The organism is Miltoncostaea oceani, from assembly GCF_018141545.1.
Classification (GTDB): domain Bacteria; phylum Actinomycetota; class Thermoleophilia; order Miltoncostaeales; family Miltoncostaeaceae; genus Miltoncostaea; species Miltoncostaea oceani.
Genome location: NZ_CP064357.1, coordinates 602,676 through 623,190, shown reverse-complemented (window position 1 = coordinate 623,190; position 20,515 = coordinate 602,676). Strand labels below are relative to the sequence as shown.

The 20,515-nt window shown below is 72.7% G+C and carries 19 protein-coding genes; 7 read left to right on the top strand and 12 right to left on the bottom strand.

Annotation, left to right across the window (positions count from 1 at the left end; genetic code table 11):
* Positions 1-79: 79 nt before the first annotated feature.
* Entirely contained in the window at positions 80-1,555 is a 1,476-nt protein-coding gene (locus IU369_RS21970) for a DUF4331 domain-containing protein (RefSeq protein ID WP_246551629.1), read from the bottom strand.
* Between the two features lie 118 nt (positions 1,556-1,673).
* Positions 1,674-2,636: a hypothetical protein gene (locus IU369_RS21965; protein WP_217924575.1), complete on the bottom strand. Its 963-nt coding sequence runs from the start codon at positions 2,634-2,636 to the stop codon at positions 1,674-1,676.
* A gap of 700 nt (positions 2,637-3,336) precedes the next feature.
* Here IU369_RS21965 and IU369_RS21960 point away from each other — a divergent pair.
* The 3 genes from IU369_RS21960 (at position 3,337) to IU369_RS21950 (ending at position 6,147) form a co-directional block, all read left to right on the top strand.
* Positions 3,337-4,056: a peptidoglycan DD-metalloendopeptidase family protein gene (locus tag IU369_RS21960; RefSeq protein WP_217924574.1), complete on the top strand. Its 720-nt coding sequence runs from the start codon at positions 3,337-3,339 to the stop codon at positions 4,054-4,056.
* A gap of 280 nt (positions 4,057-4,336) precedes the next feature.
* Positions 4,337-5,059, top strand: coding sequence for a response regulator transcription factor (locus tag IU369_RS21955; RefSeq protein ID WP_217924573.1), 723 nt, complete (start codon positions 4,337-4,339; stop codon positions 5,057-5,059).
* Positions 5,056-6,147 (top strand): sensor histidine kinase, encoded by a 1,092-nt coding sequence (locus IU369_RS21950; RefSeq protein ID WP_217924572.1) that lies wholly within the window; start codon positions 5,056-5,058, stop codon positions 6,145-6,147. Before IU369_RS21955 ends, IU369_RS21950 begins: the two co-directional genes overlap by 4 nt.
* Positions 6,148-6,175: 28 nt before the next feature.
* Here the strand turns inward: IU369_RS21950 and IU369_RS21945 are convergent, their stop codons facing one another.
* The 10 genes from IU369_RS21945 to IU369_RS21900 form a co-directional block, all read right to left on the bottom strand.
* On the bottom strand, positions 6,176-7,222 hold the full coding sequence (locus tag IU369_RS21945) for a radical SAM protein (RefSeq protein WP_217924571.1): 1,047 nt from the start codon (positions 7,220-7,222) through the stop codon (positions 6,176-6,178).
* Complete coding sequence (locus IU369_RS21940; protein WP_217924570.1) at positions 7,219-8,106, bottom strand: DUF2515 family protein; 888 nt, start codon at positions 8,104-8,106, stop codon at positions 7,219-7,221. Before IU369_RS21940 ends, IU369_RS21945 begins: the two co-directional genes overlap by 4 nt.
* A 70-nt stretch (positions 8,107-8,176) precedes the next feature.
* Positions 8,177-9,049: a phosphate/phosphite/phosphonate ABC transporter substrate-binding protein gene (locus tag IU369_RS21935; RefSeq protein WP_246551627.1), complete on the bottom strand. Its 873-nt coding sequence runs from the start codon at positions 9,047-9,049 to the stop codon at positions 8,177-8,179.
* The gene (locus IU369_RS21930; protein ID WP_217924569.1) at positions 9,046-10,176 is read right to left on the bottom strand and encodes an acyl-CoA dehydrogenase family protein; all 1,131 of its coding nucleotides are present in this window, start codon (positions 10,174-10,176) and stop codon (positions 9,046-9,048) included. The genes IU369_RS21935 and IU369_RS21930 overlap by 4 nt, the downstream gene beginning before the upstream one ends.
* An 82-nt stretch (positions 10,177-10,258) precedes the next feature.
* Positions 10,259-11,443: a DUF2064 domain-containing protein gene (locus IU369_RS21925; protein ID WP_217924568.1), complete on the bottom strand. Its 1,185-nt coding sequence runs from the start codon at positions 11,441-11,443 to the stop codon at positions 10,259-10,261.
* A gap of 23 nt (positions 11,444-11,466) precedes the next feature.
* Positions 11,467-13,422 carry a glycosyltransferase family 2 protein gene (locus IU369_RS21920; protein WP_217924567.1) on the bottom strand — a complete coding sequence of 652 codons (1,956 nt, stop codon included), beginning with the start codon at positions 13,420-13,422 and terminating at the stop codon, positions 11,467-11,469.
* A 20-nt stretch (positions 13,423-13,442) separates the two neighbouring features.
* Positions 13,443-14,276 (bottom strand): radical SAM protein, encoded by an 834-nt coding sequence (locus IU369_RS21915; protein WP_217924566.1) that lies wholly within the window; start codon positions 14,274-14,276, stop codon positions 13,443-13,445.
* Positions 14,273-14,839, bottom strand: a complete 567-nt coding sequence (locus IU369_RS21910) for a carboxymuconolactone decarboxylase family protein (protein ID WP_217924565.1) — start codon at positions 14,837-14,839, stop codon at positions 14,273-14,275. Before IU369_RS21910 ends, IU369_RS21915 begins: the two co-directional genes overlap by 4 nt.
* On the bottom strand, positions 14,827-15,375 hold the full coding sequence (locus IU369_RS21905; protein WP_217924564.1) for a DoxX family protein: 549 nt from the start codon (positions 15,373-15,375) through the stop codon (positions 14,827-14,829). The genes IU369_RS21910 and IU369_RS21905 overlap by 13 nt, the downstream gene beginning before the upstream one ends.
* Positions 15,376-15,389: 14 nt before the next feature.
* A complete protein-coding gene (locus IU369_RS21900; protein ID WP_217924563.1) occupies positions 15,390-15,821 on the bottom strand; it encodes a DM13 domain-containing protein in 432 nt (143 codons plus the stop codon).
* Positions 15,822-15,908: 87 nt separating this feature from the next.
* Here IU369_RS21900 and IU369_RS21895 point away from each other — a divergent pair, with 87 nt between their 5' ends.
* The 4 genes from IU369_RS21895 to selB are packed head-to-tail and all read left to right on the top strand — an operon-like array spanning position 15,909 to position 20,499.
* Positions 15,909-16,328 carry a cupin domain-containing protein gene (locus tag IU369_RS21895; protein ID WP_217924562.1) on the top strand — a complete coding sequence of 140 codons (420 nt, stop codon included), beginning with the start codon at positions 15,909-15,911 and terminating at the stop codon, positions 16,326-16,328.
* Between the two features lie 37 nt (positions 16,329-16,365).
* Positions 16,366-17,403 (top strand): selenide, water dikinase SelD, encoded by a 1,038-nt coding sequence (gene selD / locus IU369_RS21890; RefSeq protein ID WP_246551625.1) that lies wholly within the window; start codon positions 16,366-16,368, stop codon positions 17,401-17,403.
* Positions 17,390-18,709: an L-seryl-tRNA(Sec) selenium transferase gene (gene selA / locus IU369_RS21885; protein ID WP_246551623.1), complete on the top strand. Its 1,320-nt coding sequence runs from the start codon at positions 17,390-17,392 to the stop codon at positions 18,707-18,709. The genes selD and selA overlap by 14 nt, the downstream gene beginning before the upstream one ends.
* Positions 18,706-20,499 (top strand): selenocysteine-specific translation elongation factor, encoded by a 1,794-nt coding sequence (gene selB, locus IU369_RS21880; protein ID WP_217924560.1) that lies wholly within the window; start codon positions 18,706-18,708, stop codon positions 20,497-20,499. The genes selA and selB overlap by 4 nt, the downstream gene beginning before the upstream one ends.
* Positions 20,500-20,515: the final 16 nt, after the last annotated feature.

The following is a 20,515-nucleotide window of genomic DNA, read 5'->3' as shown; positions in this document are numbered from 1 at the left end:
GTCCGGTCCTCGGGCGGTCGATGGTTGTCTGGTGGTGCACATGCCGGGGGGCGTGAGCCCCCCGGCATGCGGTGGACGGTCAGCCGGCGTGCGGGACCGAGTCGAAGCCCGAGCCGGGCGTCGCCACGTACGGGAACGACGGGAGGAAGGGCTTGTCGTTCGCGTTGACCCCGTCGCCGAGCAGCGGCGCGAGGGCGGCGTTGCCGCCGTTCGGTGCCGGCAGCCCGAAGGCCGGTGAGAGGACGCCCGCGACGGCGCGCTCCTCGATGTCCACGACGTCATCGATCAGACGCCGGCCGTTCGGGAACCCGTCCGCCTGCCCGGCCAGGAGGCCGAGGCGGTTCTGCTCGGCGAACGGCGTGGGCGGGACGGCGAGGTTGACGCGCAGCAGGTCGGCCTTCGCCGGCTTGCTGCTGATCGCCGTCGTCGGCAGACCCAGGCCGTTGTCGGCCGGGATGCCCGTCAGGAGGACCGTCGTCAGGTCGATCCGGTTCTCCGTGGGCGCGCCGATGTCGTAGAGGGCGTTCAGGATGCCCGCGAGCTCCGGCTTGAGGTAGTGCTTCTCGAACTGCCGGTCGTCGGAGGGGTCGCTGCGGTTCCAGAGGTCCTTCTTGCCCAGCGGGATCAGCACCTCGTTGACGAGGGGCTCCGCGAGGCGCGAGACCTGCTGCCAGCGGACCTTCGGGTCCTTGCGCTTCAGGTCGATCACGGGACGGGAGGCCGAGGCGTAGACGCCGACGGCCGAGCTCGTCGCGTTCGAGTCGGTCGGGATCGCCTTGGTACGGGTGAGCTGCTTGATCGGCACCTGGATGGCGATCGTGTTGACGCTGTAGCCACGCAGCCCGTCGATGCCGCCGGTGCTGAAGGCGTCCGGGGGGGCGCTGCGGAAGCCGAGCAGGTCGAACGTGCCACCCAGGTCCACGTAGAACGGGTCGTCGCGCTGCCCGGCGAACACCTTCGTGCCGTCCTTGAAGGTGTGGATCGCCGGGGCCACGAGCGACTCGTAGTCCGGGGTCGAGCGCGGCCCGACGTTGTTCGGCGGCGTCAGCAGGTTCCTGCCGAGTGTCCGCACGACGGTGCGGCCCTTGGAGTCGCGCGTGATCTTGCGCAGGGTGTAGGTCTGCACGAGGTTGAGGTTGGCGTAGGTGCCCTTCTTGGCGTCGTACGTCACCGCGGCGGTGTTGTAGAGGAAGGTCGCCGGGTTGTTGATCTTCGTGTCGAAGCGCAGCTCGTAGGTGATGTCCTCGTTGCCGTCGCCGGTGTTGTCGACCTTCACCTCGTACTTCACGTCGTCGGAGAAGCGGTAGAAGTTCGGCCCACCGGCCGGCTCCTGGAACGGCACGTAGTTCGCGACGAGGGTCGCGGTGTTGGGCGCGTCCGGAGAACGGAACGCGTAGACGTCGGTGTTGTCGGCGCTCGGGTCCTGGGAGATCGAGGGCGCCTCACGGTGGCTCGAGGCGCCGCCGAACGGCGGCGCCAGGCCCACGGCGACGACTGCCGCCGTCGCCGCGAGCGGTGCCGCGACGAGCCAACGCTGTCGTGTGCGTGATCGCACGGGGGTGATCCTTTCGTCGGTCATCGGTTGCGCCGACCCCCGGAGGACGGGGGTGGCGGTGATGCGGTCGAAGTCCCGGCCGGAGCCGGGGAACCCGTCCGTGGGTTCGGTGCCGGGCTCACAGCCCGGGTCCGCGCAGACCCACCGGCGGCGTCGGCCCGCGGTCCGTGAGGACCGCGGCCAGCCGCTCGGCGGCGCGCGAGGAGATGGGAAGGGTGAGACGGCCGCGACGGTCGAGCGTCACGACCTGCGGGACGCGCGCCGCGAGCGCCCCGGCGCGCGACAGGCGGATCGTGGCGAACGGGATGTGGGGACGCACCTCACCGACCGTGCCGCGGCTTCCGCCGGGGGTGCGGAAGACGATGCGCGGACGTAGCGTCACCGCAAAGGTGGAGCGGCCGATCGCCGCGCCGTAGCGGGCCGCGGCGCGGGGTCCCGAGCCCGGCCAGACCGCCCAGACGTAGGAGCGGCCCTGGCGCAGAACCCCCCCCGGGACCTTCAATCGCGTGCCGGCCGACCAGGCGTTGAGTACGCGACGCTGCCCACGGAAGATCTGGACGTTGTAGTAGTCCGCGCCCGCCTGGGGCTTCCAACGGAGCGTCGGCCGCTGCCACGCGAGCCAGTCGGCGGCCGCCGGGTGGAGCAACCCACCGAAGGCTGCGGTGAGATCCGCCGACGATGGAGGGGTCGCCGGCATCGCCGGGACCTCCTGGGCGCTCTGTCCCTCGTCGTCGGCGCCCGGGGTGTCCTCCTCGGGGGCCGGATCTGCCTCGACGCCGACGCCGTCGCCCGGCGTCCCCACACCCGCCGGTCCGGGCGAGGGGAGCGGCGCGTCGTCGGTCTCGGCCTCCGGCCCCACAACCACGCAGTCGCCGGGCGCGGCCCCCCGGCACGCGTCGGACGCGGGGGGAGGGGGCATGGAGGGGCGTCCCGACGCCACGGGCGAGAGCGCGGGCAGCGGAGTCCAGATCGGGCCCCCGAGGAACGGCGTCGGCACCTTCACGAACACATCTGCCACTGCGGAGCCCGGCACTGCCAGACCGACGACGGCGGCGAGGGCGAGGACGGCGGGGCGGCGCATCTCTCAACTCCGTGGTCAGCGCCCCGACGGGGCGACTTCACCGGCTGGTACGGCGCGACCGACCGGCCGGATCACCGCCGTCCCGACACATGCCGCGTTGCCCTCCCCGCGACGTCCGGGCGGGTGCCGGCCCCCGGAACACGCACAGCGCCAAGGCGGAAGACGTCGCGCTCGCCGACCGGCTACGAGGTCCCATCCACCGCCGGATCCCCTCGTGAGCATCCGCCGTCGCGCGACTCGAGAGGGCTGTGGCAGATGCGCAGTTGGACGTCTGGCCACTGCAGCGCCAAAAGGGCATGAACTCGTGACAAACCGCTTAGATGTGCCGTCGAGGTGCGGGACGCCGCGTCGAGGCATCTCGCGATCGCGGCTGGTCCGTCGCCACTGGTCGCACCCCGCGGAGTCGCTCCGGCGGGCCGGTCCCTTCTCCGCGCCAGAGGGCAGGTCGAGCCCTACTGAGCGAGCAGTCCCGTTGGCGGGAGCGCCTCTCGACACGACGTGCACTCCGCCCGATCAGGGACCACGTGGGGGGGCACCCGCCGCGGATCGCGGCTCGGTCGGCTCGAGGTTCACTCCAACAGGTCGCCGCAACGTCTCATCGGCGGCTCGAGGTCTCGGGTGTGGCGGCTTGACAAACGGGCGCGGGGCGACCGATATAGCACCCGGGCGGGACCTGGCGTCACGGACGAAGGGGTGCGGCGTGCGATCCCTCGAACTCATGCCGAACGAGGACGACTGGCTCGAGGGCCCTGACGTCCTCGAGGTTCAGACGGCGCTCCGATTCCGCGGCGCGGCACTCGACGGGATCTTCGGCCCTGACACCGCTCTCGCGGTGCAGAAGTGGAAGTGGCGGTTCGGTTTCCCCAAGCGCCACGTGAACGGTCGTCTGGGCCTCCAGGGACGGGCGTGGCTGCTCCGCCTCGCCGCTCAACCCGCGGACTTCCGGGCGCGCGCCGACCAGCGGAAGGGCGTCCCTCTTCCCGGCAGCGTGAGCGGGTACGCAGCCCCGCTCCCTGTGGGGATGGGCCACGGCTCAGAGTTCCGGGTCGTCGACGCTGAGGGGGCGCCCGGTCCGGGTGGGAAGAACTACCACGCCGCGAAGGATTGGTTCGCGCCGGGCGGCACACCCGTCCGGGCGCCCATCGGCGGGCGGGTCTGCGAAGCGAAGCCGAGCCTCAACGACACGGGCCAGGTCTTCGGGGGGACGGTCAAGATCGAGGAGCGAGGCGGCCGCGTCTGGGTCTTCCGCCACGTGGTCCCAAAGGTGAGTGTGGAAGAGAGGGTGAGCCGCGGGCAGCTCGTCGCGACCGTCACCGCCTGGAAGGACGGCCCACCGCACGCCCACATCGAACTCTGGAAGACGCTGGCCGGCGGCTACCGCCTCGAGAACATGATCGACCCCGTCACCGTGCTCCGCTAGTGACCGAAGGAACCCAGACCCAAGGACGCGCTGCTTGGGTGGACGCAGGACCAAGTGCCGCAGACGCGATCTCGAACGCGATACATGGTCCTACCTTCGGGCCGCTTGATCCGCCGAGCCCCTCGTCGGCGGCACCGGATGATGCTCGGAAACCGCGTCCACCTCCTCGACCCTGCCGCCGCGTGAACTTCGGATACCGGTGACCGTCCGCGAGGAACGTGCGTTGCCAGCTGGGCTCCGTAAGCCTTGCGCAACATCTGCGTGCGAGCATGCAGCAACGATGCTTGGTCCCGCGACGTCGCCGCTTGACGCCCCCGGCCCCGCCGGTGCTGCGACGGTGCTCGTCGTTGATGACGAGCCGATCGTCCGCGAGGTGGTAGCGACCTATCTTCGCCGCGACGGCTACCGAGCGGTGGAGACCGGCGACGGCCTCAGTGCGCGCAGACTCATCGAGCGCATCGACCCCGAGTTGGTCGTCCTCGACGTGATGCTGCCGGGGATGGATGGTTTGGAGCTCTGCCGCTGGATCCGGGCACGGTCATCGACCCCGGTCATCATGCTGACGGCCCGCGGAGAGGAGGCCGACCGCCTCGTCGGCCTCGACATCGGCGCCGACGACTACGTCACCAAACCCTTCTCGCCGCGTGAGCTGGTGGCGCGCGTGCGGACCGTGCTGCGGCGTGCGCCCGGCGCGAGGACCGATCGACGCATCGTCACCGGTCCGCTCGCGATCGATGCCGGCACCCGCGAGGTGCTGCGTGACGGGGCGCCGCTGCGGTTGACGGCGACGGAGTTCGACCTGCTCTGGTTCCTCGCGTCGCACCCTCGCCTGGTGTTCTCACGCGAGCAGCTTCTCGACCGGGTCTGGGGTCACGAGGCCACCTGGGACCGCGGTACGGTCACCGTCCACGTACGCCGCCTGCGCGAGAAGATCGAGCGCGACCCCTCCCACCCGGACCATGTCCAGACGGTGTGGGGGGTCGGCTACCGGTTCGTCCCGTGATCGGGCCGGCGCTGGTCGTGGCGGGGGCGACCCTCGCCGCGGGGTTGGTGCTGGCGTTGGTGGCCAGGCGGCTACCGACGCTGCGTCTTCGGTTGGTCGCGCTGGCTCTTGGGGCGGTGGTGCTGCCGCTGGCGGCGGTTCTGCTGTCGGGGGTGTTGATGTTCGACTCCGGGCACGATCTGACGGTGCTCGCCGTGGCGAGCGCCTCGGGCTTGGCGGCGATGGCCGGCGCGGTGTTGGTGGCGCGGTCGGTGCTGGTACCGGTGCGACGGGTGCGTGATGCCAGTGAGCAGCTGGCTCGCGGTGAGCTGACCGCCCGGGCACCCGAGGACGGCCCGGCTGAGGTCGCCGAGCTGGGAGCGGCCTTCAACCACATGGCCGGGGAGCTGGAGCGGCTCTTCGACGCCCGGCGCCAGCTCGTGGCGCACGCGAGCCACGACCTACGCACGCCGCTGGCTTCTCTCCAGGCGATGCTGGAGGCCATCGAGGACGGGCTGCGGCCCGCCGACGCCTACCTGCCGGCGATGCACGACCAGGTGCGCCACCTCGGGCGTCTGGTTGACGACCTGTTCGAACTGGCTCGGATCGACGCCGGTGCGCTGACCCTGGAGATGCGGGAGGTCGAACTCGGCGGTCTGGTGGAATGCTGCGTGCGCGGCGTCCAGGCCAGTGCACGGGCGCGCGGCGTGCGGGTCGAGTCGCGCGTCGATGATGCCGTCCCACGGGTGCGCTGCGCGCCCGATCAGGTCGAGCGGGTGTTGCTCAACCTCCTGACCAACGCATTGCGCCACACCCCGAGCGACGGCGCCGTGGCGGTCCTGGTGGCCTCGGACGACGGGGCTGTGCGGATCAGCGTCGAGGACACGGGTGAGGGCATCGCGCCCGAATCCCTCGACCAGGCGTTCGATCGTTTCTGGCGGGCTGACTCGGCCCGCCGCCGCGACGGGGCAGGCGCGGGCCTCGGCCTCGCGATCGCCCGGGGCCTGGTCGAGGCCCACGGCGGGCGGATCTGGGCTGAGCAGCGCCCTGGGGGCGGCGCACGGGTGTCTCTGACGCTCCCGATCGCCGCGTCTCAGCCGGCGGTCTGACCCGCCGCCACCACGCGTGCTGTGGCCTTCAGAGGCTCCAGTCGGACCCGCACGGCGCGCACGGCGCGGGCGGGTCGTCGCTCTGGTGTCGCGCCCGGAAGTCGCGCATCGCCGGTCCGTTCCACACCGGCGCCACTCCCTGCCGGATGACGTTGCCGAGGGCGAGCTGACCGGTGTCCGTGGTCGTGAAGGGGGCGATGCAGCACGGCAGGACCGTCCCCTGGGCCGTCACGTACAGCACCTTCCAGGGCCGCCGGCACGACAGCCACGCGCGGGGTTCGGTGCCGCCCATGATGGCGCCCTCCCCGTCGGTGCCGCCACTTCCCGTGATGGCGATGCCCGCCTCGGCGGCCGCCGCGCGGCACTCGGCGAGGATGTCGTCTTGGCGGGCTGTGAGGTCGCGGTAGACCGACTGTTCGGCGACGGCGAGGCCCATGCCGTTGAAGACGAGGCGCTGGAGGTTGACGCCGCCGACGCCGAGCTCGCCGGCGAGGCGCACGAGAGCGGGGAGTTCCTCCAGGTTCTCGCGGACGGCGGTCGCCCAGATCTCCACCGTTGGGGCGTCCTCTCCGCGTTGGAGGCGGCGGGCGGTGAACGCCGCGGCGTTTCGGACGATCCGCGCGAACACGTCGGCGCCCCTGATGCGGTGGTACGTCTTCGGCGTCGCGGCGTCGAGTGAGATGCGCAGCTGGCCGAGTCCGGCTTCGGTGACCGCATCCCCGCGCCTGGTGTCGAGCAGGACGCCGTTGGTGTTGAAGACGACATGCGCGCCGCGCCCGGCGCCGTAGGCGATCATCCGCGGGAGGTCGCGGTTCAGGAGCGGCTCACCCACTCCGTGGAGCACGAGCCGCTCGAGCACTGGCAGTTGGTCACCGATCTCGACCATCCGCTCGTAGGAGAGGTCGGCGGGGGGCTCCAGCTCGAAGTGGGTTCGCGGGCACGTCTCGCAGAGCAGGTTGCAGCGGTTCGTGACCTCGAAGTAGGCCTCGCGCGGAACGGGCGCCACGGGGTCCCGGCGCGCCGGCATCGCCAGCGACGGGGCGTTGCGTGGACCGGTTGCGCCGGTGTTGGTCATGTGGCGGCCCCCGTAGGATGTCCCTGGGATTCCCCGATGATCGCCTCGAGAGTGCGTCGCAACGCGTGGCGTGTGTGCTCACGTCGCTGGAAGCGCGGCATGATCGACCCTTCCATCCACGCCCAGCGGTCCTCGTAGGAGGTCAGCAAGGGCAGCCGCGTCCCCCGCGGCGGCCGGCGACGGAGCAGGGAGTACCCGTAGAAGGAGCTCAACACGGCGGTGGCGCGCCGCAGGCCGGCGACGTCGAGCCCCGCCGTGGCGCCGAACGAGAAGGCCCGGGCATACGCGCAGGAGAGGCGCTCGAAGTTGGGTTGCACCATCGCCTGCTGTTCGTGCTCCAGGATCCGCCGATTGGCGTCCCACACGATCTCGGTGGCGCCCACCCGGTCGGCGTCGAGCAGCCGCCGCCCCTCGTCCATCCGCCTGAAGGCAGCTCCAATCGCAGCTTGGGGCGTGCCCCGGACGAGGGATTCGAGCTCGGCGAGGCCGGCCGGGTCGCCGTCGTACGCCAGGTGCGCCCAGAAGATGTCATCGAAGATGTCGTTGTTGGTGCGGCGGATCACGTCGGCGTCGGTGATCCGGAGCGCCTGCCACCTGCCGAGGGCCCGCGGCAGGTCGATCTCCTCGCCGGCCGCGCCGAGGCGTAGCGGCCAGAGGGCGACGCGGATGTGCCGTGAGGCGATCGCGGCGAGGCCCGCCCACTTGAACAGCTCCGGCCGACGCAGGTAGAGGGTCGCGTAGAGGGCCGAGATCTGACCGTTGCGCACGAAGACGCACGGCTGGCGCGACAGCAGCGACTGCGCATGCGCCTTCCAGTCCTCGAGGGATCCACCCCGGGGGGCCTCCTCGACGGCGCGGGCGATGTCGGGGCGCCACGGGCTCATGCGTCCGGTCGAGTCCGATCGTCGGGTGGCTGTGCCCGCCCGCCACCTGCCTCGCGTCTCGGAGTGGGCATCAGTAGCGATACGCCGTCTCCGTCACCGCGCCCCAGGTGTCGTAGAAGCCGGCCTCGTCGACCGCGGACTCGAGCTGCGCGTAGCCGCCGTCGCGGCCGGGGCGCCATGCACGGAGGCCCTCGAGGTCGAGCAGTGGCCGCACCTCGGGGTCGTCGTAGGACATCGACAGCAGCAGACCGTGGAACCGCTCGACCAGCTCCGCCGGGGCGCCGTCGGTGACGGTGAAGTTGCAGTGGTCGAACGACGGGGTGCGGGCGACGACGCGACTGTCGGTGGGCAATGTCCCCTCCTGCCGAAAGAGGGCGTGGTTGCCCTCGATCATGCAGGCGGCGTCCACTTCGCCCCGCATCAGGGCGAGGGCCGCGTCGCGCTCTCCGCCCACGTGGTCGCCGTGTTTGCCGGCGAGCACATCGAAATGGCGGACCGCGACGTCGAGGCCGGGGGTGAGGCCGGCCGCGCGGACGAGCGACAAGGGCAGCAGCGTCGCCTGGGGGGAGTCCACGGCGCCGACGCCGAGGGTGCGGCCGCGTAGATCCCCTATCGCGTCGATGCCTGAGTCCGGGAGCGTCACCATCACAGAGGTGAGGTCGCAGTCGGTGTCGCGCATCGCGATCGCGTGGACCCGTTGCCCGCGTGCGGCGGCGAGCCGACGGGCCCGGACCCACGCCAGGGGCGAGTTCCAGGCGATGTCGACCTCGCCGGCGAGCAGCGACTCGACCAGCCGTTCGTAGTTCGAGTAGAGGACGTAGTCGAAGGGCAGGCCCCGCTCTCCGAGCCAGGCTTTGAACCCCTCCCAGATCGTGACGACACGGGGTTCGTATGCGACGGCACCGAGCACCAACGGCGCCTGCGGCGGCTCCACCGGGGTCACCCGAAGAGCGGCTGGCCGGTGACGGCCCTGCCGATCAGGTCGTGGAGCATCTCGGTGGTCGGGGCCATCACCGCGGCCGCGCGTGCGTCACGGAAGTGGCGCTCGACGGCGACTTCGCGTCGGAAGGCCGCGCCCCCGCAGACGCGCATGGCGGCGTCGGTCACCGTGATCGCGGCCTCGCTCGCGGCGGCCTTGGCCTCCAACGCCCGCAGCGCGGCCGTCTCGCGGCCGCTCTCGGCCTCCTCGAGGGCCCCCGACCAGAGTGCCCGCGCCGCGTCGGCGCGGACGCGCATCGCGCCGAGGCTGGAGCGCGTGACGGGCTGCTCGGCGAGGGACTGGTCGAGGTGCTCGAACCGGGTGGAGGCGGCGTGGGCGGCGGCCGCGGCGGCGGCGGCGTCCGACAGGCCGACCGACGCCCCGGCGCCCATGAGGAGGAAGATCGGGAGGACGGTGCCGAGCATGACGTCGAAGCCGCCGCCGTCGCTGCCGAGCATCGCGTCGGCGGCCACGGCCACGGCGTCGGCGTCGATCGGCGTCGAGCCGTTGCCGCGGAGTCCGAGGCCGTCGAATGCGCCTCTCACGTGGAGGCCGGGTGCCGTCGCCGGCACGAGCCAGAGGGTGCTGAGGCCGTCCGCGGCGACGGGGCGGCTCGACCAGACGTAGGAGTCGGCCTCGGCGGCCGATGTCACCCAGCTCTTTCGGGCCGTGAGGGCGATGTGGTCGCCCGCCGTCTCGGCGGCGCTGAGCGGCGCCCAGAACTGGGCCCGGGAGCCGACCTCGGAGAACGCGAGGGTGCTGAGGTGCTCCCCCGTCGCGATCCGCTCGCGGACGGCGATTGGGCCGTGGGCCTCGATGACGGCGGTCGCGGCGTAGTGCATGCAGAGGACCATCGCCGTCGAGGCGCACTCGCGCGCCAGGCGCTCCACGACGCGGGCGGCGGCGGCCGGGCCTTCCCCGAGGCCGCCGACCTCGGTCGCGCTGATGAGTCCGAGCACGCCGGCTGAGCGCAGCGACGCGAGCGCGGCGCGGGGGTACTCCCCGGTCTCGTCGACGACGCCGGCTCCCGCCCGGACCACCTCCGTCGCGATGGCATCGACCTTGTCGTCGATCGTCGTCGCCTCGATCATGGTGCGCCTCCTGGTCAACTCGGTGGGCCCTCCGCGAGGACGCTCGCATCCGTTTCTTACGAGGGCATTGCGCGCCGGGCGACTAGCCGAGTGTGCGCTCGAGGTGGGGGGCGGCGAGCAGCAGACAGAGTGCGGTCTGCCCCTCGACCATCCGTCCTTCGCGTGCGCGCCGCAGCGCCTCTGCGACCGGTAGCCGCACCACCTCGATCTCTTCGTCCTCATCGGGGCGGGGGGCGCCGACCTCGACGTCCGTCGCCAGGAAGGCGTCGGACCGCAGGCCGATGTGGGCGCTCGAGGAGAAGAACGTGCTCAGATGGCGCCAGTCCCCGCCGGACCCGCCGACCTCCTCCGACAGTTCCCTCTGTGCCGCGGCGAGGGGGGGCTCCCCATCCTCGAGTGACCCCGCGGGAACCTCGAGCGTCCAGTCGCGGACCGGATGGCGGTATTGGCGCACCAGCAGGACCTCCCCTGCGGTGGTGACCGCGACGATGAAGACCGCACGGGGGGCGGCGAGGTAGAGGTAGTCCCGTGCCTCGTGGCCGTCCTCCTTGAGCCGGTCGCGCAGGAGGGACCGCCAGGGGGATGCGACGACGAGTTCGCTGTCGATCAACCGCCTCGCCGGCGGGGGTGGGATGTCTACCGAGCCCGCGATGTCCGAGAGGGCTCCCGCGGTTCGCGGCCCGAGGGCTCCGGGCGGCGCGTGGATCGCGAGGGAGAGGTCGACGAGGGTGTCGAGGTCGAGCCACTCGGCCACCCGGTCGGTGCGCAGTCCCGCATCGGCGGCGCGTTGCAGGGTGACCGCCGCGCACGCCGGCGTCGACCAGGGGATGCGCGCGAACGGCGCCTCGTGGAACCGTGGCATCGCGATCAGCCAGTAGCCCCCGTCGAGGGTCGGGCCGAGGACGACGTCCCGGTCCCCGGCGACGAGGCCGAAGGCACGTTCGATCTCACCCGCCGGCAAGCCGGGTACGTCGGAGCTGACGATCGCGAGGGCACCGTCCTGGGTGCCGGTACGCATCTCCTCGCGGAGGGCGGCGCCGAGGCCGCGACCCTGCTGGACGTGGATGGAGACGCCGGTGCCGACCACCTGCCGGAGGGCCCCGACGTCGTCCGGGGTGGGGCAGAGCAATCCGACCTGGTCGGCCTCCCGGGTGCATGCCTCGATCGTGTCGAGGAGCATGGCCATCGACAGCCGGGCGGTGAGGTGGGGCGGGACGGGCGGCGTGAGGCGCGTCTTCGACCGCCCTTCCGAGGGCGCCTTCGCCACGACGAGGACTCGTCGGCGCACGGTCAGGTGTATCGCAGGGCGACGGCGAGCATGCGGGTCCCGGCGCGGGCGGAGGGTCCTACCCGCCCGGCGACCTTGGACTGCCCTCCCCGGCGGCGCCGGAAGGACACGGGTCTCTCGGCGATGGCGTGTCCGTCGCGGAGGGCTTTGACGATCATCTCGGTGGGCCAGCCGTAGGTGCCCTCACGCATATCGAGGGAGGCGAGGGTGTCGGCGCGGATCGCGCGCATGCACGGTATGTCCCGGACCCGGGTGCCGTGGGTGAGGCGTAGAAGTGCGCAGACGAGGGCGTTCCCTGCGCGTTGGTGGACGCTCATCGCACCGTCGTCGGGGTGGGTCCGGGCGCCGAGGGACAGGGCGGCCTCGCCGCGCAGCACCGGGTCGAGCACCTTGGCGAGGTCGCCGGGGTCGCAGCTGCCGTCGCCGTCGAGGAAGACGATCACCTCGGCGTCGGTGGCGGCGGCTCCCGCTGCGCAGGCCCGACCGTAGCCGCGGCGTGGCTCCACGACGACGCGGGCGCCCCCTGCATGCGCGATCGCCGCCGTGGCGTCGCGTGAGCCGCCGTCCACGACGATGATCTCGTCGGTGATCCCTGGGGGCCAACTCGCCAGGATGCCGCCGATGGCCTCCGCCTCGTCGAGTGCGGGGATGACGGCCGCGACGCGCACGTCGGTGGGGAGGGGGGCCGGTCGGCCGGCGGTCCGGCGGGAGCCACGCAGATGCCAGACGGCCGCAGCCGCGACGGGCCCGTAGATCGCGAGGCTCGCCCAGATCGGCAGGCCGCCGGTCACCTTCACGACGTAGGCGAGCGGCAGGACCCCGGTGAGCCACAGCCATCCGGGCGCCGCGACGATCACCAGGAAGGGCGTGAGCCAGAGGGCGTGCCACGGCTGGACGTAGTCGACGGCGAGCAGCAGGCCGCCGAGCACGAGCAGCGCCGACCGCGCGACCTGCTCGAGCGTTTCGTGCTCGCGTAGGGCGACGACGCCGACCACCAGCAGCAGCCCGAGTGCGAGGATCGCCTGTGAGGGGCCTCGTCCGAGGATCGACGACAGGATCTGGTCGAGGCTGCCGTTGAACCGCTCCTGCTGCTCGAATCGGCGCAGGGAGCCGAACACGCCGGTGCCGATCGTCGTCGCGTAGGGGATGTACGCGACGACCATCAGGGCGGCGGCGGCGACGACGAAGCGGCGTCCCCCGGCCCGCGCGAGCGCCGGGACGAGGAGCAGCGGGCCGAGCTTGATGAGCGCGGCGGCCGCGACGCAGAGCCCGGCGAGGGCGTGCCTGCGTGCGCCCCAGGCCGCCATCAGCCCGGCCAGGGCGAGCACCGCCAGGGCGTCGATGTGGCCATTGCCGGCGATCTCGCTGATGGCGAGCGGATGCCACGCATAGAGGGCGACCCGCTCGGGCGGGGCCCGCATGCGGCGGAGCGCCACCAGCAGGAGTCCGATCGCCCCCACCTCCGCGAGCAGCAGCAGCCACGTCGAGGAGCGCACGTGCGTGCCGAACGTCGCTTGCGAGGCGACGAAGGCGACCTGGGCGCCCGGCGGGTAGACGGTGTGCCAGGGCTTGTGGTTGATGCCTGGCCAGATCTCCCCGTCGCGGAGGAAGGCGAGGGCGGGGTCGTCGGTCGCGTACCGGTACGGGTTGATCCCGGCGAGCTGCACCTCGCCGTCCCAGGCGTAGCGGTGGATGTCGCCCGACAGGGGTGGCGTCGCGTCGCCGGGGATGAACGCCGCCGCCCGGAAGGCGACGGCGCCGAGGATCACGATCGCGAGTCCCACCCGGCCGAGGCCGCGACCGCGCCAGCAGAGGACCGCAGCCGGCAGGAACACGGCGAACGCGACGAGTTGCCCGACCACCTGGACTGTTGCGTCGCCCTCGCCGCGCAGCGCGAGTTGCACGCCGAGCATTGCGACGCCGAGCAGGACCAACACGACTGCACGTGGCACGCTCACGGCGCGCCCCGAGCTCACGCTCACCTGAAGCGGGTCGCCTCGGCGAGGGGCACTTGGCTGACGAGGCCGAGGAAGCTCCGCATCCCCTCCGCCAAGGGTGAGGTCTGGCGCGAAACGAGGAGGTCGGTGTCGAGGCGGCCGCCCCGCACCGTCGGCGCGAAGGGACTCCAGAAGAGGCCGTCCACCGTCACCGTCGCCTCGGCCGGGAGCTCGTCGATGCCGGCGAGCTCCCCGAGGCCCGCCTCGGCCGCACGGCCGCGGGCAGCGGTCGGGCGTACGACGTGGTCGTCGGCTGGTATGCCGAGGTCGGCGACGAGCCGCTTGACCGCCTCCAGTTCCTCGTCGGTTTGGCCGTACAGGGTCGTCGCGACGCGTACGCCGATGCCGCGCTCCAGCAGCCGCGGGATCGCGTCGATCACCCGCTCGAAGTTGCCGGGGCCCCGCATCGGATCGTTCGCGACGGGGCTTGCGGCATCGAGGGAGATCTGGAGGGTGACATCACGGCCGCGGAGCGGATCGAGCCGGTCGATCCTCCGCCCCTCGAAGAGCGTCGCGTTCGTCAGGACGAGCACCGGGAGAACGCCGGACAGGTCCGCGGCGACGGCCGGCAGGTCGGGGCGAAGGAACGGCTCCCCCCCGGTGACGCCGATACCGCGGAAGCCCAGGTCGGCGGCTTCCGCGACGGCCCGGGCCATCGCGTCGGCGGGAAGAGCGCGACGGGGCACGCCGGGGCCCGACTCGGTGAGGCAATAGGAGCAGGTGAGGTTGCAGTGGTAGTTGGCGTACAGCCACAGGCGCGGCCCGAGGCGTGCCTCCTCGATCGCCGCGCGGACCGCGTCGCCCAGTTGGTTCATTCGGCGGAGAGGGTCCGGGGGTCGATGGGGATCCCGGCGACACCGGCGACGTAGTTGAGCGTCGTGATCGCCCCGGCGAGGACCGTCAGCTCGACGATCTCGTGATCCTCGAAGTGACGGCGCATCTCGGCGAGCAGGCCCTCGTCCACCGTGGCCGCGTCGATGACGACCCGGTCGCAGTAGGCGGCGAGCGTGTGCTCCTTCGCGGTGAGGCCTTCGTCGGTGAGTTCCCGCGCGGACAGCGTTGCGACGGCCTCTGGTGACAGGCCCGCCCGCCGGGCCGCCACCTGGTGGGTCGGTACGCAGTAGGCGCACCGGTTGACCACCGACACGCGAAGGACGACGACCTCCTTCGTCGCGAGGTCGAGGGTGGTCGGGTTCATCACCTGCGACAGGAACGGAGCCATCGCCGCCAGGGTGTCCGGCGACCCCGCAAGTACCTTGGTGATGTTGGAGGGGTCACCATCCGCGTACATCGCCCGGACGGTGAGGGCCGCCTGGTCGCGTCCGACGACGGGGAGCCGCGCGTCGACCGAACCGCTCGGCCCGCTCAGAACGGCCACCGTCGCAGCTGTGGGCGACGCGCGATCACGGCGCCGTCGAGGCCCCAGACACGTCCCGCCGGGACGATGGCGAGGATCAACAGGGGGATGTACTCATGGGGTTGCTCGAACGCCCAGCGGTTGCTGGAGAAGTACAGCCCGGCGAGGAAGAGCTGCTGGCCGAGCCCGAGGAGGGCGGCACCGCGCGTGGCGAGGCCGACGATCAGGAGCGCGCCGATGCCGAGTTCCATGAACGTGATGACCCACTCGAAGAAGCCCCAGTTGGGGAGGAGCACCTCCGTCGCGATCGTGTCGATCAGCGGGAGCTCGGTGCGGGCCGCTTCGTTCTCCAGGATCGACCGGGCAAGGCCACGGTCGATGAGGTTCGCCTGGTAGGGCCCGAGGGAGATGTCGGTGAACGAGAACAGCTTCGAGATCCCGTTGGCGAAGAGGATCAACCCGAAGAAGATCCGGAGGGCGGCAAGACCCTGACCCAGTCTCAGCGACTCCCGGCGCACATCGCCTGAGGGCTCGGGGTCGCTGGTCCCCACCGGCACTGCGCCACCGTCACTCACCGGCGCGGCCGGATCAGCCTGGCCTGGGTGATCGGCTCGTCGACGGCCGCGCACCAGGCGATCACGTAGCGGTAGCGACTGAAGCTGAGGCGTGTGGGCACGCGGAACGACTGGGCACCGGTCTCGGCCATCGGGCCGAGATCGACGAAGTCCCTGCCGGACGGGTCCGTCGCCACGTAGAGACGCAGGCGGATCGACCCGGGGTCGGCCCGGAAGTTCCGGGCGAGTCGCAGGGTGCGGACCCCGGAGCGGCGGGTGACGGCGACCGACCCGCTGCCGGTGTACTTCGCGGAGTCGGTGAAGGCCCCCCGCAGAATGGTGGTCGTCGGGGCCTTCTGGGTCGCCGTGGAGGGGGCCGCGTGAGCCGTCGAGGCGATGCCTCCAACGGCGATGACGGCGGCCAGGGCGGGAGCGAGGATTCGGCGCATGCGCTGAGGCTCCCAGGAGGTGATTACGCCGAGATTACGCACGCCAAGCGGGACTCGGGGGTCCGGGGACGGCGTACGATCACCCCCATGACGACACCGGTCCGAACCGTTCTCACGCTCATCGCGGGGGTGATCGCCGGTGCGCTCGGCATGGCCGTGCTGCTCGCCGGCTCGGAACCGCCGGACGCGACGCTCACCCGTACGACGGTCCCCGTCGCCGACCTGGCCGCTGGCGCCGTGAACGTGACGACCGAGTCGGTGCGCCTGGGGACCGGGTTCACCTCGACCCACCGGCACGGCGGCCTGACGGTCAACCTCGTCCGCGCCGGCCGCGTCGAGATCACCGACCGCGGGGCCATGCGCGCCTACGGCCGCGGCGACACCTTCGTCGAACCCGGGGGCCGCGTCCACACCATCACGGTCGTCGTCGACGCCACCATCGACGTCGTCCGGATCCTCCCCGTCGGTGCCGCGGCGACCACGGAGGTGCCCGATCCCGCCCGGTGATCCCCACGATCGCGACGACCCGGCGGCTGCGGCGCCGGTGGGCCTGACGCAGCTCGCCCGCGGAGCCGGATGCGGATCCAAACTCGGGAAGGACGTGCTGCTCGAGGCCCTGCGGGGTCTCCCGTTGCCAAGCGGCGACCCGGACGTCCTCGTCGGCCCCGCCACCCTCGACGATGCCTGTGTCTACCGCCTCCGGGACGACCTGGCGATCGTCGCGTCGGTCGACTTCTTCACCCCCGTCGTCGACGACCCAGCGACCTTCGGGGCGATCGCCGCGACCAACGCCCTGAGCGACCTGTACGCGATGGGGGCGGCGCCGACGCTGGCGCTCGCGGTCTGCGCGTACCCCAAAGACGGCGACCTCACCGTCCTCGGGGCGATCCTCGCGGGGGGAGCCCAGGCGGCCCTCGCCCTCGGCTGCCCGGTCCTCGGAGGGCACTCGATCGACGACCCCGAGCCGAAGTACGGCCTCGCCGTCGTCGGCACCGCCCACCCGGACCGGCTCCTGACGAACGCCGCGGGCCGGGCGGGGGATGACCTGCTGCTGACCAAACCCCTCGGGGTCGGCCTGGTGGCGACGGCGAGGGGAGCGGGGGCGGCCGGAGTCGATGTCTGCGCCCGCGCCGATGCGTGGATGCTCACGGCCAACCGGGATGCCTCCGAGGCGGCCGTGGAATGCGGGCTCACCGCCGCGACGGACGTCACCGGCTACGGGCTCCTCGGACACCTCCACGAGATGTGCGAGGCGAGCGGTACCGGCGCCGAGGTCCTCGCCGCGTCGGTTCCCCGCATCGAGGGTGTCGACGCCCTCGCGAGGGCCGGCCACCTGTCGGGGGGGCTGCGCCGCAATCTCGCCGCCACCGCAGCCCACGTCGAGTTCGACGCGGGCGTCGACGAGGTCGAGCGCCTGGTGCTCGCCGATCCCCAGACCAGTGGGGGGTTGCTGCTCTCCGTCGCACCGACACGCAGGGCCGCCCTGGAGCGTGCCCTTGCCCGGCGCGGCGTCCAGGCATGGCCCGTGGGGCGGCTCACCGATGGCGCCCCGGGTCGCATACGGGTGCATGCCGGGGCCTGACCCCCGACGGTCGCTCCCGTCGGTCGACTCGGTCCTCGGCGATCCGACGGTGCGGGCCCTCGCCGACCGGCACGGCAGGACGCGCGTGACCGACGAGGTCCGCGCCGTGCTCGCGGCGCGACGAACGACGCAAGCGGGAGTCGGCGGCCTGGCGCGTGAGGTCGCCGACCGTCTCCGGGCGTCTCTCGGTGAGGCGGTCAACGCGACGGGCGTCATCCTGCACACCAACCTCGGCCGAGCCCCGCTCGCCGACGCCGCGATCGACGCGATCCAGGCCGCCGCGGGGGCCTGCACCCTCGAGTGGCGGCGCGACGAGGGCACGCGGGGATCACGGCACGACCATGTGTCGGAACACCTGCGCGCCCTCACCGGCGCCGAGGACGCCTGCGCGGTCAACACCAACGCCGGCGCCGTTCTCCTCGCCCTCTGCTCCCTCGGCGGCGGCGAGGTCGTCGTGTCACGCGGCCAGCTCGTCGAGATCGGAGGCGGGTTCCGGGTGCCGGACATCCTCGCCGCGTCCGGGCTGCGCCTGGTGGAGGTCGGGACCACCAACCGCACCCGAATCGAGGACTACGCGCGTGCCGTCGGGGAGGAGACCGTCGCCATCCTGCGCGTTCACCCCTCGAACTTCCGGACCGTCGGATTCACTGAAGAGGCCCCGCTCGCCGCCCTCGCAGGACTCGCCCGGGAGCGGGGCATCGCCCTGCTCGACGACACCGGAAGCGGCGTCCTGCGCGCCGATGCGCGCCTGCCGGACGAGCCGGATGTCCGCGCCAGCGTCGCCGCGGGGTCCGACCTCGTCTGCTTCAGCGCCGACAAGCTCCTGGGAGGCCCGCAGGCCGGGCTGATCGTGGGACGCCGGGAGGCCGTCGCGCGCTGCACCGCCCACCCGCTGATGCGTGCCCTGCGACCCGACAAGCTCACGCTCGCAGCCCTCGAGGCGACCCTCGCACTGCACCGCGACCCTGAGCGGGCCTGGCGTGAGATCCCGGCCCTGCGGATGCTCGCAGCCTCGTCGCAGGAGCGCCGCGCGGCGGCGGACGGTCTCGCTCGGGCCATCGGGGGCGAGGTGGTGGCCACCGTCGGGCGCGTCGGCGGGGGCACGATGCCCCTCCACGAACTGGCCAGCTGGGCCGTCGTGCCCGATCACGTCGGCGATGCCCAGGCGTTCTCTGCCCGCCTGCGCTCCGGCGACCCGCCGGTGGTCACCCGCATCGCCGATGGCAGAGTCCTGATCGATGTGCTGGCTCTCGGGGAGGGCGACCTGCTCCGCATCCCGGATCTGGTTCGGGGGGCGCGAGCGTGAGGGACGGCGTCGTCCTGGCGACCGCCGGGCATGTCGATCACGGCAAGACGACGCTGGTGGGGGCGCTGACCGGCAGGGACACCGACCGCCTCGCCGCCGAGAAACAGCGCGGCATCTCGATCGAACTCGGTTTCGCGCCTCTGCGGCTCGCCTCCGGCGGGTCCGTCAGCCTGGTCGACGTGCCCGGTCACGACCGTTTCGTGCGCCACATGGTCGCCGGCGTGACCGGGGTCGACGGGTTCCTGCTGTGCGTCGCCGCCGACGACGGCGTCATGCCCCAGACCCGTGAACACATGGCGGTGCTCGGGCTTCTCGACATCGACCAGGGGGTTGTCGCGATCACACGATCCGACCTCGGCGACGCCGCGGCCGCGTCCGCGGCTGTCGCCCGCCTGCTGCCCCAGGGAACCGAGATCGTGCCCGTCTGCGCACCGACCGGCGACGGTGTCCCGGAGCTTCGCGAGGCCCTGGAGAGGCTGGTCGCCCGCCTTCCTCCCCGTCTGCGTGAGGGCCCGCCACGACTGTGGGTCGACCGGTGCTTCAGCGCGCCCGGGGCGGGCACGGTCGTCACCGGCACACTCTGGGGTGGCGGGCTCGCCGTCGGCGACGCCGTCACGGTGCTGCCCGACGGCACCGGCGGGCGCATCAGGGGCCTCCAGGTCCACGACTCCCCCGTCGAGCGCGTCGAAGCGGGGCGGGTGGCCGTCGCCCTCGCGGGGGTCGGGCGAGCCGAGGCCAGGCGGGGCTCGTGCGTCGTCCGCGCCGGCGACCCCTGGGCCCTCACGGACCGGCTCGGCGTCCACGTGGAGGCATTGGCGGGGGAGGAAGGCATCCCTCGTTCGGATGCGACGGTGCAGTGTTTCCTCGGCACGCACGAGGGGCCGGGCCGCGTCGTGCTGCTCGACCGCCGGCACCTCGATCCCGGCGAGGACGGCCCGGCCGAGCTCCGGCTCGCCCACGCGGTCTGCGCGAGGCCGGGGGACCGGCTGGTTCTGAGGGCGTCCGCCGGGCGGACCGTCGCCGGGGCGCGGGTGGTCGACACCGATCCGCCGCGGGGCCGGCCGCGACGGCACCTCGCCGAACGCCTCGCCGTGCTCGCAGGGGCGGACGCAACCGCGATCACCGAGCTGCGGGCCCAGGAGGCCGGCACCCTCGGCCTCGACGACGTGGACGATGCCCCCCGGAGCGCCGGCAGCCGGCTCGTGTCCATCGGCGGCAGGCTCTTCCACGAGGCGGTCATCGCCCGAGTCGGCGACCAGGCGCGTGCGGCCGTCAGCGGACGGGGGGCGACCGTCGCAGCGACCAGGGCGGCGACCGGCCTTCCCCCCGCGGCAGCCGCCGCAGTCGTCACTGGGTTGGTCGCCGAGGGTGCGATGACGCTGCGAGGAGCCCGGCTGATGCCTCCGGGGGCCGGCACCATCGGCGCCGAGGCGCACACCGTCTCCTCGGCACTCGCCTCCGCGGGGCTTCGCGCGCTGTCGATGCGCGAGCTGCCGGGAATCACCGGCCTCGACGAGGATGCCATCGCCTCGGCCCTGGCGGCCCTGCGGGACGCCGGGAGGGTTCGGCGCGTCGAGGACCTGTGGTTCGACGCCGCCGCACTCGAGGGCGCGTGGCGGGAGGTGTCCCCGATCTTCGAGCGGGGCCCCGTCGGGATCGGAGCATTGAGGGATGCCTGGGGCGTCGGGCGTCGCCACGCCCTCGCCATCGCCGGCCATCTCGACGACGTGGGCCTCACCAAACGCGAGGGCGACGCGCGGGTTCTACGCCGCGGCGCGCGGCGGCCATGATCTACGCTTGACCGCA

What these genes read in the sequence shown, in the direction of transcription:
- IU369_RS21940 (WP_217924570.1), bottom strand. Translation starts at nt 8,106, where the DNA reads ATGAGCCCGTGGCGCCCCGACATCGCCCGCGCCGTCGAGGAGGCCCCC.
- IU369_RS21915 (WP_217924566.1), bottom strand. Translation starts at nt 14,276, where the DNA reads ATGAACCAACTGGGCGACGCGGTCCGCGCGGCGATCGAGGAGGCACGC.
- IU369_RS21955 (WP_217924573.1), top strand. Translation starts at nt 4,337, where the DNA reads ATGCTTGGTCCCGCGACGTCGCCGCTTGACGCCCCCGGCCCCGCCGGT.
- IU369_RS21930 (WP_217924569.1), bottom strand. Translation starts at nt 10,176, where the DNA reads ATGATCGAGGCGACGACGATCGACGACAAGGTCGATGCCATCGCGACG.
- IU369_RS21965 (WP_217924575.1), bottom strand. Translation starts at nt 2,636, where the DNA reads ATGCGCCGCCCCGCCGTCCTCGCCCTCGCCGCCGTCGTCGGTCTGGCA.
- IU369_RS21945 (WP_217924571.1), bottom strand. Translation starts at nt 7,222, where the DNA reads ATGACCAACACCGGCGCAACCGGTCCACGCAACGCCCCGTCGCTGGCG.
- IU369_RS21900 (WP_217924563.1), bottom strand. Translation starts at nt 15,821, where the DNA reads ATGCGCCGAATCCTCGCTCCCGCCCTGGCCGCCGTCATCGCCGTTGGA.
- selA (WP_246551623.1), top strand. Translation starts at nt 17,390, where the DNA reads ATGCCGGGGCCTGACCCCCGACGGTCGCTCCCGTCGGTCGACTCGGTC.
- IU369_RS21895 (WP_217924562.1), top strand. Translation starts at nt 15,909, where the DNA reads ATGACGACACCGGTCCGAACCGTTCTCACGCTCATCGCGGGGGTGATC.